14 protein-coding genes and 2 pseudogenes are annotated in these 15,087 nt (G+C 69.2%); 10 read left to right on the top strand and 6 right to left on the bottom strand.

Annotation, left to right across the window (positions count from 1 at the left end; all coding sequences use genetic code 11):
- Positions 1-1,185, top strand: coding sequence for an MFS transporter (locus ABZU69_RS31960; RefSeq protein WP_354968021.1), 1,185 nt, complete (start codon positions 1-3; stop codon positions 1,183-1,185).
- Here ABZU69_RS31960 and ABZU69_RS31955 read toward each other — a convergent pair.
- Complete coding sequence (locus ABZU69_RS31955) at positions 1,158-2,978, bottom strand: GAF domain-containing protein (protein WP_354968020.1); 1,821 nt, start codon at positions 2,976-2,978, stop codon at positions 1,158-1,160. The two genes, ABZU69_RS31960 and ABZU69_RS31955, sit on opposite strands and share 28 nt — an antisense overlap.
- A gap of 36 nt (positions 2,979-3,014) precedes the next feature.
- On the opposite strand from ABZU69_RS31955, the gene ABZU69_RS31950 reads away from it, so the two are divergent.
- The 3 genes and pseudogenes from ABZU69_RS31950 to ABZU69_RS31940 form a co-directional block, all read left to right on the top strand.
- A complete protein-coding gene (locus tag ABZU69_RS31950; protein ID WP_354968019.1) occupies positions 3,015-3,494 on the top strand; it encodes a cupin domain-containing protein in 480 nt (159 codons plus the stop codon).
- Complete coding sequence (locus ABZU69_RS31945; RefSeq protein WP_354968018.1) at positions 3,487-4,674, top strand: FAD-dependent monooxygenase; 1,188 nt, start codon at positions 3,487-3,489, stop codon at positions 4,672-4,674. Before ABZU69_RS31950 ends, ABZU69_RS31945 begins: the two co-directional genes overlap by 8 nt.
- 200 nt (positions 4,675-4,874) lie before the next feature.
- Positions 4,875-5,051, top strand: a pseudogene (locus tag ABZU69_RS31940) (site-specific integrase); the annotation flags it as partial.
- A 530-nt stretch (positions 5,052-5,581) separates the two neighbouring features.
- Here the strand turns inward: ABZU69_RS31940 and ABZU69_RS31935 are convergent.
- Together ABZU69_RS31935 and ABZU69_RS31930 are read right to left on the bottom strand one after the other, a co-directional pair.
- A complete protein-coding gene (locus tag ABZU69_RS31935) occupies positions 5,582-8,068 on the bottom strand; it encodes a tetratricopeptide repeat protein (RefSeq protein WP_354968017.1) in 2,487 nt (828 codons plus the stop codon).
- Between the two features lie 232 nt (positions 8,069-8,300).
- Positions 8,301-8,615, bottom strand: a complete 315-nt coding sequence (locus ABZU69_RS31930; RefSeq protein WP_354968016.1) for a DDE-type integrase/transposase/recombinase — start codon at positions 8,613-8,615, stop codon at positions 8,301-8,303.
- A 72-nt stretch (positions 8,616-8,687) separates the two neighbouring features.
- Here ABZU69_RS31930 and ABZU69_RS31925 point away from each other — a divergent pair.
- The 4 genes and pseudogenes from ABZU69_RS31925 to ABZU69_RS31910 all read left to right on the top strand — a co-directional run bounded on the left by ABZU69_RS31925 (position 8,688) and on the right by ABZU69_RS31910 (position 11,096).
- A pseudogene (locus tag ABZU69_RS31925) lies at positions 8,688-9,260 on the top strand (NADAR family protein).
- 319 nt (positions 9,261-9,579) lie between these two features.
- Positions 9,580-9,858: a hypothetical protein gene (locus tag ABZU69_RS31920; RefSeq protein WP_354968015.1), complete on the top strand. Its 279-nt coding sequence runs from the start codon at positions 9,580-9,582 to the stop codon at positions 9,856-9,858.
- 326 nt (positions 9,859-10,184) lie between these two features.
- Entirely contained in the window at positions 10,185-10,388 is a 204-nt protein-coding gene (locus ABZU69_RS31915) for a cold-shock protein (protein ID WP_250799179.1), read from the top strand.
- A 426-nt stretch (positions 10,389-10,814) separates the two neighbouring features.
- Complete coding sequence (locus tag ABZU69_RS31910; RefSeq protein ID WP_354968014.1) at positions 10,815-11,096, top strand: hypothetical protein; 282 nt, start codon at positions 10,815-10,817, stop codon at positions 11,094-11,096.
- A 197-nt stretch (positions 11,097-11,293) separates the two neighbouring features.
- Here the strand turns inward: ABZU69_RS31910 and ABZU69_RS31905 are convergent, their stop codons facing one another.
- The 3 genes from ABZU69_RS31905 to ABZU69_RS31895 all read right to left on the bottom strand — a co-directional run bounded on the left by ABZU69_RS31905 (position 11,294) and on the right by ABZU69_RS31895 (position 13,431).
- Positions 11,294-12,028 carry a nucleotidyl transferase AbiEii/AbiGii toxin family protein gene (locus ABZU69_RS31905; RefSeq protein WP_354968013.1) on the bottom strand — a complete coding sequence of 245 codons (735 nt, stop codon included), beginning with the start codon at positions 12,026-12,028 and terminating at the stop codon, positions 11,294-11,296.
- A 110-nt stretch (positions 12,029-12,138) separates the two neighbouring features.
- On the bottom strand, positions 12,139-12,435 hold the full coding sequence (locus ABZU69_RS31900; RefSeq protein ID WP_354968012.1) for an SDR family NAD(P)-dependent oxidoreductase: 297 nt from the start codon (positions 12,433-12,435) through the stop codon (positions 12,139-12,141).
- A gap of 9 nt (positions 12,436-12,444) precedes the next feature.
- On the bottom strand, positions 12,445-13,431 hold the full coding sequence (locus tag ABZU69_RS31895; RefSeq protein ID WP_354968011.1) for an NAD(P)-dependent oxidoreductase: 987 nt from the start codon (positions 13,429-13,431) through the stop codon (positions 12,445-12,447).
- A gap of 116 nt (positions 13,432-13,547) precedes the next feature.
- Between ABZU69_RS31895 and ABZU69_RS31890 the strand changes: the two genes are divergently transcribed.
- Both ABZU69_RS31890 and ABZU69_RS31885 read left to right on the top strand, forming a co-directional pair.
- On the top strand, positions 13,548-14,120 hold the full coding sequence (locus tag ABZU69_RS31890; RefSeq protein ID WP_354968010.1) for a DNA starvation/stationary phase protection protein: 573 nt from the start codon (positions 13,548-13,550) through the stop codon (positions 14,118-14,120).
- Between the two features lie 267 nt (positions 14,121-14,387).
- Positions 14,388-14,825 carry a PPC domain-containing DNA-binding protein gene (locus ABZU69_RS31885; RefSeq protein WP_354968009.1) on the top strand — a complete coding sequence of 146 codons (438 nt, stop codon included), beginning with the start codon at positions 14,388-14,390 and terminating at the stop codon, positions 14,823-14,825.
- Positions 14,826-15,087 lie beyond the last annotated feature (262 nt).

Here is a 15,087-nt window from a genome sequence, read left to right as displayed (position 1 = left end):
GTGACGACCACGGCGGCGCCCCCCGCTCCGACGCTCCTTCTTGCCTGCCTGCTCGGCGGTTCGGCCGGCTGGGCGATGACGGCCGCGGGCGCCGCAGCGAGCACCATGGCGGCCGCCTACGGCGCTGACCTTCTCTGGGTCGGCCTGCTCACCGCCGCGCTGGCCGCGCCCTATGCCGCCCTCCAGTTCCCCGGCGGGATCCTGGTCGACCGCCTCGGCGTGCGAACGGCGGCGGTCGCCGGGCTGTCCCTCGTCGTCGCCGCGCACCTGCTGGCCCTGCTGGCCCCCCTGCCCTGGCTGGCGGTGGCGGCCAGGATCGCCTCCGGGACGGGATTCGCCGTCTGCTTCGTCTCCGGAGCCGAGCTGGCGCGCAGCAGCGGCCGCGGATCGTGGGGCATGGGGATCTTCGGTGGCGTGGCGCTCGCCGCGTCGGGAGCGGCCGTGCTCGTGGTGCCGTTCGCCGAGCTCGTGCTGGACTGGCGGGCTCCCTGGGTCACGACAGCTGCTGTGACGGCCCTCGCGCTGGTATTGGCGGCGCGGCAACCGCCGGACGGAGCCCGCCGAGCGACGCCCACGCATGGCGTCCACACCGCCGGATCACCACCGTCGACGCTGTTGCGCGACGGTGAGCTGTTCCGCCTCGCCGCCGTCCACGCCGTCACGCTCGGAGTGGGCCTCGTACTCTCGTCATGGGCCACCACGTTGCTCGTCGACATCTGGTCGTTCGAGTCCACGGCGGCCGCCGTGATCGGATCGGGCGTGCTCGGCCTCTCCGTGGTGAGCCGGCCTCTCGGCGGCCACGTCGCGGCGATGTGGCCCACCCACAGCCGGACGATCTGTGTCCTCGCACTGATCGCGTGCTCGGCCGCCACCATGGCGCTGTCCCGACCGACCGCGCCGGTGGTCGCGGTCCTGGCCGTGGTGGTGCTCGGGCTGTTCAGCGGACTGCCGTTCGCGAGCGTGGTCGGCGCCGCCCAGGCGCGCTACCCGCAGCGACCGGCGGCTGCCGTCGGGATGATGAACACGGCCGCGTTCGGTCTCGTCGTCACGGCGACCCCGGTCATGGGGTGGGCAGCCGACCACGGGCACGCCTCCTGGACACTGGTCGTCGTCGCCATGCTGTGGCTGGTGCCGTTGCTCGTGCTCCCGAGCGGTGCTCAGCCACGTGCCGTGCCGCCGTCCTGACCACGGGTCCCGAGCGCGTCGGCCACCTCGTCGGCACTCAGCGCGATCTGGAGTTCGGCGAGGGACCGCACGTGCGCGGTGGACACCCCCAGCAGCTGCTCGGCCTTGCGGATGCGCAGGCCGACCGTGTTGGGGTGCACGAACAGCGTGGTGGCAGTGGCAGCGGTGTTGAGGTCGTGGGCGACGTAGGCGCGCAGCGTCTGCTCGAGAGCAGTCCCGCGCGTAGCGTCGTGGGCGCGGATCGGGGCGAGCGTCTCGGCGGCGAAGCGACGTAGCTCCGAGACGTCCTCGAGCTGCAGCAGCAGCCCGTGCACGCCCAGCGACTCGAAGCTCGCGACCGTGTCGGCCTGCCCACGGAGCTGGGCGATCGTCGCCGCACCGCGGGCACGTCGGTAGGCCGCGGGGTAGTCGGCGAGCGTCGTGCAGAGCGGCGAGACTGCCACCCCGGTGTCCGCCCCGACGCCGATACGGCGCAGCTGCCGTTGGAGCTGACCGGCGCGGTCCAAGGCGTCGGCCTGGTCCTTCGCCGGCAACAGCAACACGACGTCGTCCGCGATCGCGCTGACCAACGCACGGGGCTGAGCGGTGGCCACCAGCGACCTCGCGACCGACAGGACGCGGGCGGACCCGGCACGCTGCGTGCCGCCGTGGACCACGATCACGGCATGCGGGTTCGTCAGGTCGAGACCGAGCCGGCCCGCCCGCTCGGCGGCCGTCACCAACCCCGCTGGGTTCCCGGTGAGCAGGTCCGTGACCACCTCGCCGGACAGGCGCCACTCGACCTCGAGTGCCGCGCGGGCCCGCAGCACCTCGAGGGCGCAGACCGTGGCGGCGTGCTCGAGCGCGCGGACGTCGATGGCGGGCAGCGGCAGCACGGACCGGGGGACCCAGATCCGAGCGACCGTGTCCAGGCCGAGCATCACCGGCGTCGAGTGCGCCTCCGTGTCCTGTGTGACGAGAGGCTTCTCGTCACGCTTCACCGCGGCCAGCTCGGCCCCAGACGGTTCCTCGGTCACCACGACCGACGTACCCAGCACCTCGGTCAGCGCCGCCGCGACCCCCGCAACGCCACCGCCCCGGAGCGCGACCTGGGTGAACTGCTCATGCACCGCCTCCCCGCGACGCAGCAACTCGTGCTGCTCGGCGAGAGCGGTGTTGGCCGCGAGCAGCTCGGCGATGGTCGCGGCCTCGCGATCGCGCAGCCTGGTCGTCTCGATCGCGACGCCGGCCTGGTCGGCGAGCAGAGAGAGCAGATCCCGCTCGTCGGCGCCGTACTCGTGGGGAACCCGCTTGTAGCAGTTGAGCGTCCCGACGGGCACGCCCGACGACACAACGGGGACCGAGATCAACGAGCGGTAGCCCTGCTGGCGCGCCACCCCACCCCACGGGAGGAAGGTCGCGTCGGCCAGGGTATCAACCACCTGCACCGACCTACCGGTGAGGAACGCTTTGCTGGAGGGAGCCTGCAGCTCGTCGTCCGGGTCCAGCATCACCGGATGGTCGGCGTTGACCTGCTGGATGTAGCTCGACGAGAGGCCGTAAGTGCCGGTGATGGCCAGCGAATTGCCGTCCTCGTCGACGATCAAGACGGCGCAGAAATCGTAGCCAAGCAGGCGGGCCGCCGTCTCGGACACGAGGTCGAGCACCTCTGGTAGCGAAACCGGTCGATTGATCACGGTGGCGATGGTCGCGATCGCCTCGAGCCAGGGGCGCAGGTGCAGGGCACCGCTCGTCTGCATGGCGTGACTGTGCCACGACACCCGACTCCGCGCTATACCTGTGCGGCGACACATGTCCGAACGGGGCCAGCGGAGGCCACAGTAGGCGCCATGAACGACCACCACCTGTCCGAGGCCGAGCCGCCCGGGACGTCCCGCGAGGCCGACGTGCACATCATCCGCGCCGACGACCTATCCGACGAGACACCCCAGACGTCCGGCCTGAAGCGCTTCGAGGCCGTCTCCGCCCGCCGCCTCGGGTCCCAGGAACTGTGGATGGGGCTCTCGGTGCTCCCCCCGGGCAGCAAGACCGGTGTCCACCACCACGGCCAGTCCGAGACCGCGCTCTACGTGCTCAGCGGGGTGGGTCGCTGGTGGGTCGGCGACACCCTCGACGAAATGCGGGAGGCGCACCCAGGCGACTTCGTCTACATCAAGCCCCACGTCGTGCACTGGGAGGAGAACGCCAGCGGCGCCGAGCCGGTGCGGATGATCGTCGCGCGCACCACCCAGGACGCCATCGTCGTCAACCTCGAGCACCACCCGTACGGACCCGCACTCGACAACAGCGAGAGGTACGACCATGACTGAGGCGCGCCGCGCGGTCGTCGTCGGCGGCTCGTTCGCCGGACTCACCGCGGCCCTGCTGCTGCGCGAGCAGGGCTTCGAGGTCGACGTCTTCGAGCGAACCCCGACGTACCTCGACGGCCGAGGCGGCGGCATCGTCCTCCAGCCCGACACCGTCCGCTGGATCGTCGAACGACCTCACGGCTTCGGCGTCGACGACATCAGCATCGGCTCGTCGGTGACGCGCTACCTGGGCGTAGGAAACAAGATCGTGCATGAGGAGCCCGCCGCCTGGCGATTCAGCTCCTGGACAACGATGTACCGCGTGCTGCTGGACGACTTCGGCACCGACCACTACCACCTCGGCGAGTACGCCGTCGGAGTCAGTCAGGACGACGACGGCGTGAACATCCGCTTCACCAGCGGCCGGACCGAGAGTGCAGAACTCGTGGTGTTCGCCGACGGAATCTCGTCGATCGGGCGCCGGCGGCTTCAGCCGCAGTTCCAGCCGCGCTACTCGGGCTACATCGGCTGGCGTGGAACCGTGCCCGAGCGCACAGTGTCGGTCGAGACGGCCGACCTCATCCACAAGGCGACGACCTACGCCGTCATCGACGCCTCGCACATCTGCATGTACCCAATCCCCGACAGCAACGGCAGCCTCTCCCGAGGGGACCGGCAGCTCAACTACGTCTGGTACCGCAACGTCCCCGAGGGCCCGGAACTGGACGAGATGGTCACCGACCAGCGCGGCTTCACCGCCCCCGTCTCGGTGCACCCGGGACAGGTGCAGCAGCGGTACGTCGACCGGATGCGTTCCGACGCCTTGGAGCTGCTGCCACCCGCGGCAGCCGAGCTGGTGACCCGGACCGCCCAGCCGTACATCCAGATCGTTCTCGACATCGCGGTGCGCAAGATGGCTTTCGGACGCGTGGCCTTGATCGGCGACGCTGCGTTCGCCGCGCGACCCCACGCAGCGGCCGGCACCGCCAAGGCGGCCGCCGACGCCTGGGCGCTCGCGGACGCGCTCTCTGCTGAGCCCGACATTCCCCGCGCGCTGGCCGGCTGGGAGCCGGCCCGGCTGGCGTTGGGCAACAACCTTCTCAGTCGGGTTGCCGAGATGGGTGCACGGTCACAGTTCACGAACACCTGGGATCCGGCTGACCCAGCGCTGCATTTCGGCCTCTACGGCCCCGACCAGTAGGACGCCTCTGGTGGGGCTGTGGGACGCCTGCAACCGGGAAGACCCCTCGACTGCGGCCTACCTGACCGCCCAGCGTCCACAGGCCTCGCACCTGAACGGCACAACAAGATCATCTCTTCGAGGCACTTCCTCGCCGGTTGCCAGCACCTCGAACCGCGCAGCCTCGCAACACAGTGGTGTGGTCTCGCCAAGGAATCCCCTTCGTGTCCCTGCTGTCGGACAGCGGCGTCAGCATCGAACAGATCGCCGACCTTTGCGGCCACTCCGGCACGACCGTCACCGAGAGCGTCTACCGGCACCAACTCCGGCTGGTGCTCCTGAGCGGTGCGATCGCCATGGACCGGATCTTCGACCCTGAGGCGTTGTCACTCAATTAGTCACCCAGCTACGACGAGAGGGCACGTCCGTCGATCAGATGTGCCCTCTGAGCTGCGTCGGAACGGCCGGATTTGAACCGACGACCCCCTGACCCCCAGAGACGCGCAAGCCGTCCCGACCGCTCCCCAGCCCAGGTCAGACAGGTTCTCTCGGCACGGTACGGAACCCTGTGGAGCGGTCGGCTGCTGTACTCCGCTGCTGTACTCCCCCAGCGGTCGGGCGGCCGATCTGCGAGACCCGCACCGAACTTGCAACCCCTTCGTCCCGAACAAGGTCAAGTCGCTTCCGTGCCCTTCGGCTGAGTGCAGATATGCAGGTCAAAGCGTTAGTGACCGTTGGTCTGCATCGGTGCCGGGAACGGTCATTTACAAGATCATCTCCCGGATTTCTCCCAGCGCGACGGGGGCACAACGGATCAGACCCCTTCGATGCGAACTGTCGGCCCGGTGGTCCGGTGAGGTCCCGTCCGAGGTCAGAAGGGTTGCGCGGGTCCGAACGGGTCCGGCTCGGTGCCTCTGGCTGCTGTGCTTCACTGCTGTGCAGCCGGTTGATCGTGCGGGTCGATCGCCTCGTCCAGCCGCCCCACCGTCTCGCAGGCGCCTGCGAGGTTGTTGCGCGACGCCAGGGTCTCGGGGTGGTCCGGGCCGAGGATCCGCTCGCGGTCGGCGAGGGTGCGCTGGTGCAGGTCGATCGCCTCGTCCAGTCGCCCCACCGTCTGGTAGGCGCCGGCGAGGTTGTTGCGCGAGGTCAGGGTGTCGGGATGGTCCGGGCCGAGGACCCGCTCGCGGTCGACGAGGGTGCGCTGGTGCAGGTCGATCGCCTCGTCCAGTCGCCCCACCGCCTGGTAGGCGTAGGCCAGGTCGTTGCGGGAGCCAAGGGTGTGGGGGTGGTCCGGGCCGAGGACCCGCTCGCAGTCGGAGAGGGTGCGCTGGCAAAGTTCGACCGCCTCGTCCAGCCGCCCCACCGCCTGGTAGGCCAAGGCCAGGTCGTTGCGCGAGACCAGGGCGTCGGGATGGTCCGAGCCGAGGATCCGCTCGCGGTCGGCGAGGGTGCGCTGCTGCAGGTCGATTGCCTCGTCCAGCCGCCCCACCATCTGATAGGAAGAGGCCAGGACGTTCCGCGAGGCCAGGGTCTCGGGATGGTCCGAGCCGAGGACCCGCTCGCGGTCGGCGAGGGTGCGCTGCACCAGGTCGATCGACTCGCCCAGCCGCCCCACCATCCAGTACGCATTGGCCACGTCGTTGCGCGAGGCCAGGGTGGCGCGGTGGTCCGGACCGAGGACCCGCTCGCGGTCGGCGAGGGTGCGCTGCACCAGGTCGATCGACTCGTCCAGCCGCCCCACCAACCGGTAGGCGCCGCCGAGGGTGTTGCGCGAGGCCAGGGTGTCGGGGTGGTCCGGGCCGAGGACCCGCTCGCGGTCGGCGAGGGTGCGCTGGTACAGGTCGATCGCCTCGTCCAGCCGCCCCACCGCCTGGTAGGCCAAGGCCAGGTCATTGCGCGATTCCAGGGTTTCGGGATGGTCCGGGCCGAGGACCCGCTCGCAGTCTTCGACGAGGGCCGCGCCGTGAGTGAGCGCGGCACTGACACTGTGGACCCGGCCCAGCCAGTACTGCATCCATATCCGCAGGGTGAGCAACCGTCGTGTGGTGGATTCGTCGGTGGGGTGCGTAGCGAGGGTCTGGGCGTGTTGAACGTAGTCGGCGATGAGGGTACGGGTCGCCCATTGCTCGCCAGTCTGCTGTGCGGCGGCGTCGAGCCGGTCGACGGTGTCGCTCAGCAGCGTGTCGAGTCGGCCGAGGTGCTGGTTGTGGTCACGGACGACGCGCTGCACGAGCCGGTGGACCACGGTGCGGTCGGTGTCGACGGTGGGGATGGTCAGCGACCGTTCGGCGAGGACGACCGCGGCGGTGTCGTCGTCGGTGAGGTGGGCGAGCATGGCGGGGTCGACGCCGGTGGGGGCCAGCACGGCGAGGTGATCGAGCAGGTTGCGGGCGTGTCCGTCGGGGTCATTGGCGGCGAGGTCGTCCAGGGCGAGCAGGATCGCCTCGGCGGCGCCGTGCGGGTAGGGGTCGCCGCTGGGGCGTGGCAGCATGTCGGTGACGGACATGGTGGCGAGCCGGTCCAGGTAGGCGCGGTAGCTGCGGTAGCGGCGGCGCGGGCCGATGACCGCGCCGGCCTGCGCGAGGGCGAGGGGCAGCCAGCCAAGCTGTTCGGCGACCTCACCCGCGCCGGTGTCGTCGGTGAGTCCGGTTCGGGCACGTAGGTAGGTGACGGCTTCGGTCGGGGTGAACAGGGTGACGTCGACGGGTTCGCCGAGGTTGCCGAAGTCGTGGCGGGTGGTGGTGACCACGGTATGCACAGCACCGACCGGTGGGGTCCAGGCGCGGATGAGGTCCGGGTCGACGGCGTTGTCGTAGACCAGCAGACAGGGGCCGGAATGCGCGCGCAGCCACGCCAGGGCGGCGCGGGCGGCGTCGACGGGGTCGGTGTCGGGTTGGCGGACTCCTGCTTGGGCGCCGAGTGCGTCCAGGCCGGTGACCAGGTTGGCGGGGGTGTCGGCGACGACCCACACCACCACGGGCCAGCCTTCGGCGACGCGGGCGCGGGCGTATGCGGCGGCAAGCTGCGTTTTGCCGATGCCGCGCTGCCCGGTCACCGCGCAGACCACGACAGTCCGGCCGTGCCCGGCCATCACCGTCAACCGGTCCAGCAGCTCGACCCGGTCTTGCCAGGCGACCGCCTGCCCGGGCAAATCGCCGATCACCATCTGCGGCGGGTCGGTTCCGGCCGCGCCGGGCGGCAACGGTCCGGTGTCGCGGGCGGCGAGCTGGTCGGGGTCCGGGATGGGGTGACCGTCGCGGTTGGCCCACTTCGTCAGCGCAGTGACGACGATCGTGACGATCGCGGCGGCGACACCGACCGCGACGTCGCTGTCCTGGTGGTTCGGCCCAGCGGCCGCCCACCAGCCAATCGCCCCGGCCACCACCGCCCCGAGGATCACCGTCGCCCAGCGCATTCACACCCCATCCGGCTCCGGTCACCAGTCGCAGCCACCTCATCACAGCAGTCGCGCGCAAGGCATCCCCGGATCGGCCTGTATCACCGGCGCGCATTCGCCGTCGTCGCGCTGCTGGATGCGGTGTTGGTCTGGTGGTGTGTTGTGGTTGCCTGCGCAACAGAGGTGTGGGCCGGAGGGCGCCGTTGCATTATCTGATGGGGAGGTGCGTTACGCCCGGGTCGGGTTCGCGTCAGATGGCCCGGGCGAGTTCACTGAACGCCGAAGCGACTCGGAGCTTGGGCTGACTGTCGAGCCCGAGTTCGTAGTGTCCACGGCGGAGGTTCTGGATGAATGCGTGTCCGGCGATGATCACTTGTGCGGTCTGGTCGGTTCGGAGCACACGCATGGGTCGTAACCGGTGCTTGAGCTGGCTGTGATCGGCCTCGATCGGATTGTTCGCGTGCCGCTCGACATGGTGCCAGGCCGAGGAGATCAGGTCGTCGAGCACGGCGGGGTAGACCGGCGCGGCGTCGGTGACCACCTCGGTAGGCGTCACCTTCAGCATCCGTGACGGTGCTGGGCAGCCGGTCGCCGTCGCTGGAATATCGGCTGCGACCCGGTGGGCTGGTCCGGGAGAATGACGGCCGCGTATCCGCGTACCGTTGCTGAGCTGGCCGACCTTATTGCCTCCGGCCAGCGGGTGAAGTTCCTGCACTTCTGGGGAAAACCAACGGCCGCGGCGCGGAGGGGTCGGCGCCGGTTGCCTGAGCCAGTGGTGGCCGGCCCCGTTCTCCATCGGCGGGCGCGAGTTCGGCACCGACGAGCACTACATGATGTGGGCCAAAGCCATGCTGTTCGGCGACACGACCATCGCGGAGGAAGTGCTGGCCGCGTCGCATCCGCATCGGGCCAAGACACTGGGGCGGAAGGTATCCGAGGCTTCGACCAAACCATCTGGGAGGCCAACCGGTACGCCATCGTGGTCGACGGCAGCGTCGCCAAGGTCGGGCAGCACGGTGATCTGCGGGACTACCTGGTCGGCACCGGCGACCGGATCCTGGTCGAGGCCAGCCCGGTCGACCGGATCTGGGGCATCGGGCTCGCCGCCGACGACCCCGGCGCCGCCGACCCAGGCCAGTGGAGGGGGCTCAACCTGCTCGGCTTCGCTCTCATGCACACCCGGGAGCGACTGCGCCCGGACAGTCGATGATCGACGGGGCAACCGTGCCGAACCACGGTGAGAAGGATCTGCTCGCGGCGTGGGTCGAGGGCAAGACGCCGCAGGTTCGCCGACGTGGGAGCCGGGCGCCGGCCGGGCTGCGGTTCGCGTTCTACGGACGCGTCTCGACGCAGGAACTATCAGGACCCGGTGTCCTCGCGGCGGTGGCAACTCGACGTCGCCACCGAACTTGTCGCTGGCAGGGGACGGATCGTGGCGCAGTTCTTCGACGTCGGCCACACCCGCGAACTGTCGTGGGTCGACCGACCCCAAGCCGCCGCACTACTCGCCGCAGTGACCGACCCTGACCGTGGCTTCGATCGTGGTCGGCGAGTACGCCCGTGCGTTCTCCGGCAGCCAGGCCACGCACGTGGCCGCGCTGTTGCAGCGGCACGGCGTGCAACTGTGGCTGCCCGAGACGGACGAGCCGATCGACTTTCAGGACGTCACTCACCAGGCGCTGTTGATGCTGCTCGGGGCACAGGCCAAGCGGGAGGTGCGACGCGCCCGCTTCCGCACCACTATGGCGATGCAGGCACGAACCCGCGAGCAGGGCCGCTACCTCGGCGGCCGGCCACCCCACGGATAACGGCTTGTCGACGCCGGACCACACCCCAACCGCGCCCGCGCGCGGTGGGGACGACGACTAGCCCATCGTGAACCCGGTCAACGTGCCGTCCACGCGGCGTGGCAAGCAGACGAGTGACCAGGTCCACTCACCGCCATGGGATCGACGACGGATCATGTGCTACGGTGCCCGAGTTGCAGTTTTGATTTCCGTAGACGTCTTCCGGCGCCTGATGGGGCATCTGAAACCCATCCAGGCGCTTTTCGTGTCGTTTCGACGCGGGTGATCAACGCGGCGGCGTAAGGGTCCGCGCAGTGCGGTCTCTAACAGCCTGCGAAGGAGCAGACATGACTACAGGTACCGTGAAGTGGTTCAACGCCGACAAGGGCTTCGGCTTCATCAGCCCGGACGACGGCGGCGCCGACGTCTTCGCCCACTTCTCCGCGATCTCGGCGAGCGGCTTCCGCAGCCTCGACGAGAATCAGAAGGTGGAGTTCGACATCACCCAAGGCCAGAAGGGCCTGCAGGCGGAGAACATCCGCCCGCTTTGATCCACACTCTGCGAACGGCGGCCCGACTGGTTCAGCGGGCCGCCGTTCGGCGTTTCATGCGTTCACCACGGCATCGCGAAGATCGTCTGATCGGCAGAAGTCCGGCCATCTCGGTGTGGAGCCCGCTCAGCATTGCCCCCGTGTTCTCTTCTCTGGATCGATTCGGACCTCGGGCGCTAGTCTGCCCAGGCCGACTGTCAGCTCGCCCAAGGCGCGCCTCTGGCTCATGAACCAGACAGACACGGACATCGACCCTTATCGCTAACGAGCCGAATTCCGCATCGCCGCCGCCCTGACGGTTGAGGCACGTACGGTCGCGGTCCAGGTGGAGCACGCCGTGGTCGGACTCGACGCCTCGCCTCCTGATGACTGTCAGACAGCCGGGACCCGGGGTGCACGGCGTTACATCCTGAAGGGTTGATGATTATGACGACGACCTACTCGGGTCCTGCGAGGCTGATCCTGGTCGACGGCGCATGCATATCCGGCATGGCTTCCCTCAGTACCAACCAGCGCGGAGGACTCAACGGCTGGGGGGGCACATTCCGTCCGGACGAGATCACGGCAGACCTTCGCAACGCAGTCGAAGGGCTGCAATTGGAACTGCCCTACGATCGGATGGGGACAGTCGTCGTCACCGGCATACGCAAGCTACTCGCCACGCAGGTGTTGATGTCGTTGGCAGGCCGCGGACCCGCACCATTCTGATCGTGCGCCGCACGGCCGCCGCTACATCGCCGCCGCGACGCGGTCACTCTGCTCTGACGCAGCGATGAGGGCAGGATCGTGTCGATCGATAGACTCTGCCGGGAACCGTTAACTCTCATGCCACCTATCGCGCGTTACCAACTGTCACGACAGCCGGATGGAGCGGGTGCCGGTCCTGCCGACCTGTTCTGGCTTGGTCAGGTCCAGGCGTGATCGAGGGCCAGTGCCAGCCGCCTGGTCCACTGCTCGGCGGTGCCCGTAATTCCGGAGTACTCGTCGGTGAAGTTGGACCAGTCGACCTCCCAGGACAGCACGGTCTCGGCCGTGAAGGTATCGGCTTCGGCGCCGAGTTCCGGTCGCATGAGTTGGCGGACGAGGGCTTGGTCAACGGCGGTGTGTTCGGCGAGCAGGACCGCGTCGTAGAGGTCCTTGCCTTGCGGGTACATGTCGGTGGCCAGCCGCAGCGGCTTCCACGCCAGCGCCAGCGAGGCGGGCGCGGCCAGTAACGACTCGTCGACGTCGGGCAGGATCAGCACCTCTGGCGGGAGAGGAAGTCGTTCGCCGAAGACGATGTCGATCTGTACGTGGCCGTCCGATGCCTCCGGGGTGCTGAACGGGATGAGCAGGCGGCGTCCGTCAGCGCGTTCGTACGTCCAGATGGCGGACTCGGTGATCCGGTCTGGTTGCAGGCCGGCGCCCGTTGCGGTTCGGATGGCGGTCTTGATGTCATCGAGCAGCGTGCGGGCGTCGGTGCTGTCGCTGGTGATGGTGTGCGGGGTGACGACGAAGTCGAGGTCGCCCGGCTCGCGGCGGCGTCGCCGACCCAGGCCGCAATGGTGACGCTGCCGCGCAAGACCAGATACTGGCCCCAGGTGGTTGCGGCGATGGCCGCCAAGACGTGATTCATGGCGGCGCGTCGGGCGTTGGTCCACAGCTGGCCGGTGGCCGCTACGAGGAAGTCGGGCTCGCCGGCGCGGTAGGCGTTCGGGTACTGCAAGACGCCCGGCACAACCGGTAGCAGGGCCGGTCGGAACGAGCGGTCTCAGGCACCAACGCTGGCTTGGTCATCGGAACCCGCACGTCGAGCAGGCGGCTGGTCGAACTCTGAGTTCCCCCCGCTTTGATCGTAGCCGAAGGCATGCTTGCGATCGATCTCATCGGTCACGTCGAGCTTTGCCGCGTCGAGGTGCACACCTTGTCGCTGCGCCTCGGACCGCAGGTCACGGACCTGGGACCAGATCTCGGCGCTGGCGATGACGTGATGCCCCGCCTGTGCCAAACCGAGCGCAGCGCCCCGGCCGAGTCCGCTACCAGCTCCGGTGATCAGAATATTCGCCATGGTCTCTGCTCAGTGCTGCAGGGCGCGGGTGATCACGGTGAGGTCCTCGTCGCCGAGCCCGTGTTCCACCGCCCGTTGCCACTCCGCGGCCAGGCTGTTGGCCACGGGGAACCGGTCGACGTCGACTTCACGCAGGGCCAGGTTGACGTCCTTGGTGGCGAGGGAGAGCGGGTACTGAGCCGAGTAGTCGTCCCGGCCGATCCGCTGTAGTTTCTCGGCGGCCCAGGGCGAGACCAGTGGACTGCCCTGCAACGCGCCCATCACCGCCGAGCGGTCCAGCCCGAGGGCGTCACCGAACGCGACCGACTCGGCGAGCCCTTCGGCGATGAAGGCCAGCATGAGGTTGTTGACCAGCTTGATCCGGGAGCCGGCCCCGGCCGGTCCGACCCAGACGGTTTGCTTCCCGATCGCGTCGAACACCGGGGCGATCCGGTCCCGGGCCTGTTCCGGACCGGAGGCGAGGATGACCAGTTGCCCCTTCTCCGCCGGGCCCCGGCTGCCCGCCACCGGCGCGTCCACCAGCACGACATCGGGGCGTCGCTCACTCACCAGCCCGGCGATGCGTTCGGTGGCGGTGATCCCGATGGTGCTCATCTGGGCCCAGATCGCGCCGTCCGCCATGACGGCCAGCATTCCCTGATCGTCGGCGATGGAGAGGACTGCGTCCGCGTCGGTCACCATGGTGATCACCACGTCCGCCCGACGTACCGCGTCCGCCGGAGTATCCGCAACCTCCGCACCCTGCTCGCCGAGCTGACGGGCCGGGTCCGGGCGGCGGTTCCAGACCACCGTGGGCAGGCCGGCCCGAAGGATGTTCGCCGCCATCGGCCGTCCCATGCCGCCGAGCCCGAGTACGGCCACCCGCTGCGTCTGCGCCATCTGACCCCCCGTACTCCCTCTATCACGCAGCGTAGGCCAGCGAAGGCGGGTGCTTGACCGGAACGGGGGGTACGAGCTGCCGGGGCGGACCTCGGGTCGCTGCCGGATTGCGACCATCCCCGGGTTCTCAGCCGCCTACGCTTCGTGTTGGAACCTCCTGCCTGCTCCGGCTGCCCGGCGCGGCTGGCGGCGACAGGCGAGGCCCACAGTGGGAAAGACGCGGAGGAGACAGCGTGTCGCAGCAGAAGGTCCAGTCGGACAGCCAGCCGCTGTTGCACCAGCACGGCCGCGAGATCCAGGCGTTCGGAACCGTGCGGCAGCTACCGATCGGCCTTTCTCATGACGCGCGGATGTACTCGTGTGAGCGGTTGAACAGGGTCCTCGCCGATACCCGGATTCTGCACTCGCTCTACAAGAAGCACCACTGGCTCATGCGCGGTCCGACTTTCTACCAGCTTCATCTGCTGCTCGACAAGCACGCGGACGAACAGCTGGAACTGGTCGACATGGTTGCTGAGCGTATTCAGACGCTCGGCGGGATCGCGGTGGGGGATCCGCGTCACGTCGCTGAACTGACCAGGGTGCCGCGCCCACCCGACGGTGCCGAGGAAGTGCCGGCGATGCTATCGCGCCTGCTGGAGGCGCACGAGCTGATCCTCAACGACGCGCACGACGCCGCGGCGCGGGTGGCAGAGGGCGACGACGGAAGCAACGACATGCTGGTGTCCAACGTGATCCGCACCAACGAACTCCAGACGTGGTTCATCGCCGAGCACCTCGTCGACACCCCCATCGTCCGGGTCTAGCAAACGATCCCCGCTGCGAACGTTGATGCAGCGGGCCGGCGGCCACCCCCGGGGCACCGCCGGCCACCGCCCCGACCCCTGGTGACTCTCGACACCGCCGCGGCGACAGGCAGCGTCGGACCGCGCCGCCCGAAACGGGAACCGCCGTGGTTAGTGCTCGCTGCGCCACGGCGGTGTGTGCCGCCGAGGGCCGCGAACGGGCGGGTGTCGGCCGACGGAAACCACCGCTTCGACGTCCTGGAACGTCAACGTCGATGGGAGATGACAATGAGGGTGCGGGAGGTGCGCCACCAGACCGGGCGGGTCCTGGTGGTGATCTGCGACAAGGGAGAGGAAGCGGTCGCCGCCATTCTGGCGGCCCTGCGCGAGCAGCGGCTGCTCGCCGCCCGGGTGTCCGCCGTGGGCGCCTTCGCCGACGCCGAGGTCGGCTGGTTCGACCGGAACGCCGGCGACTACCGCCGGATCCCCGTCACCGAGCAGGTCGAGGTGCTGTCCCTGCTCGGCGACGTCGCCGAGCAGAACGGCGAACCAGCCCTGCACGTGCACACGGTGCTGGGACGGTCCGACGGAAGCACGGTCGGCGGGCATCTGCTGCGCGGCCAGGTCTGGCCGACGCTGGAGGTCATCATCTCAGAAGTGGCGCCGGAGCTGGCGAAACGGGTGGATCCGCAGACCGGCCTGGCGCTGATCTCCGGGGCCGACTGAGCGGAAGGGCGGCCCAGTCGGGGCCCGCGGGCCCCGACTGACGCGGCGGCGCTGGAGCTGGTCTAGCTAGTGCCGCGTCAGGCAACGTTCGCCCTGTCGGCATCCCACCCGGGTCAGGGTGGAGTCCTTCGTGATACGTTCCTGCCGCCGTGCACCGCTGCGAACGGAGGAGGTGAGACCGATTAACGCTTTGACAGGTCGGGCCTCCCTCCCTCGCATGGCCTAGGGAGCGCCCGCAGAGGCATCCCGAAAGGCATGAACC

This window comes from Micromonospora sp. NPDC005206 (assembly GCF_040608175.1).
In the GTDB taxonomy this organism is placed as follows: Bacteria; Actinomycetota; Actinomycetes; order Mycobacteriales; family Micromonosporaceae; genus Micromonospora.
The sequence above is the reverse complement of the archived record's forward strand: the minus strand, read 5'-3'. Positions and strand labels throughout refer to the sequence as shown.

Bases quoted from the DNA above. Each gene is read 5' to 3' on its own strand.
- ABZU69_RS31910 (WP_354968014.1), top strand. From the start codon at position 10,815: ATGACGACGACCTACTCGGGTCCTGCGAGGCTGATCCTGGTCGACGGC.
- ABZU69_RS31935 (WP_354968017.1), bottom strand. From the start codon at position 8,068: ATGCGCTGGGCGACGGTGATCCTCGGGGCGGTGGTGGCCGGGGCGATT.
- ABZU69_RS31955 (WP_354968020.1), bottom strand. From the start codon at position 2,978: ATGTGTCGCCGCACAGGTATAGCGCGGAGTCGGGTGTCGTGGCACAGT.
- ABZU69_RS31895 (WP_354968011.1), bottom strand. From the start codon at position 13,431: ATGGTCGCAATCCGGCAGCGACCCGAGGTCCGCCCCGGCAGCTCGTAC.
- ABZU69_RS31950 (WP_354968019.1), top strand. From the start codon at position 3,015: ATGAACGACCACCACCTGTCCGAGGCCGAGCCGCCCGGGACGTCCCGC.
- ABZU69_RS31900 (WP_354968012.1), bottom strand. From the start codon at position 12,435: ATGGCGAATATTCTGATCACCGGAGCTGGTAGCGGACTCGGCCGGGGC.
- ABZU69_RS31945 (WP_354968018.1), top strand. From the start codon at position 3,487: ATGACTGAGGCGCGCCGCGCGGTCGTCGTCGGCGGCTCGTTCGCCGGA.
- ABZU69_RS31885 (WP_354968009.1), top strand. From the start codon at position 14,388: ATGAGGGTGCGGGAGGTGCGCCACCAGACCGGGCGGGTCCTGGTGGTG.
- ABZU69_RS31915 (WP_250799179.1), top strand. From the start codon at position 10,185: ATGACTACAGGTACCGTGAAGTGGTTCAACGCCGACAAGGGCTTCGGC.
- ABZU69_RS31930 (WP_354968016.1), bottom strand. From the start codon at position 8,615: ATGCTGAAGGTGACGCCTACCGAGGTGGTCACCGACGCCGCGCCGGTC.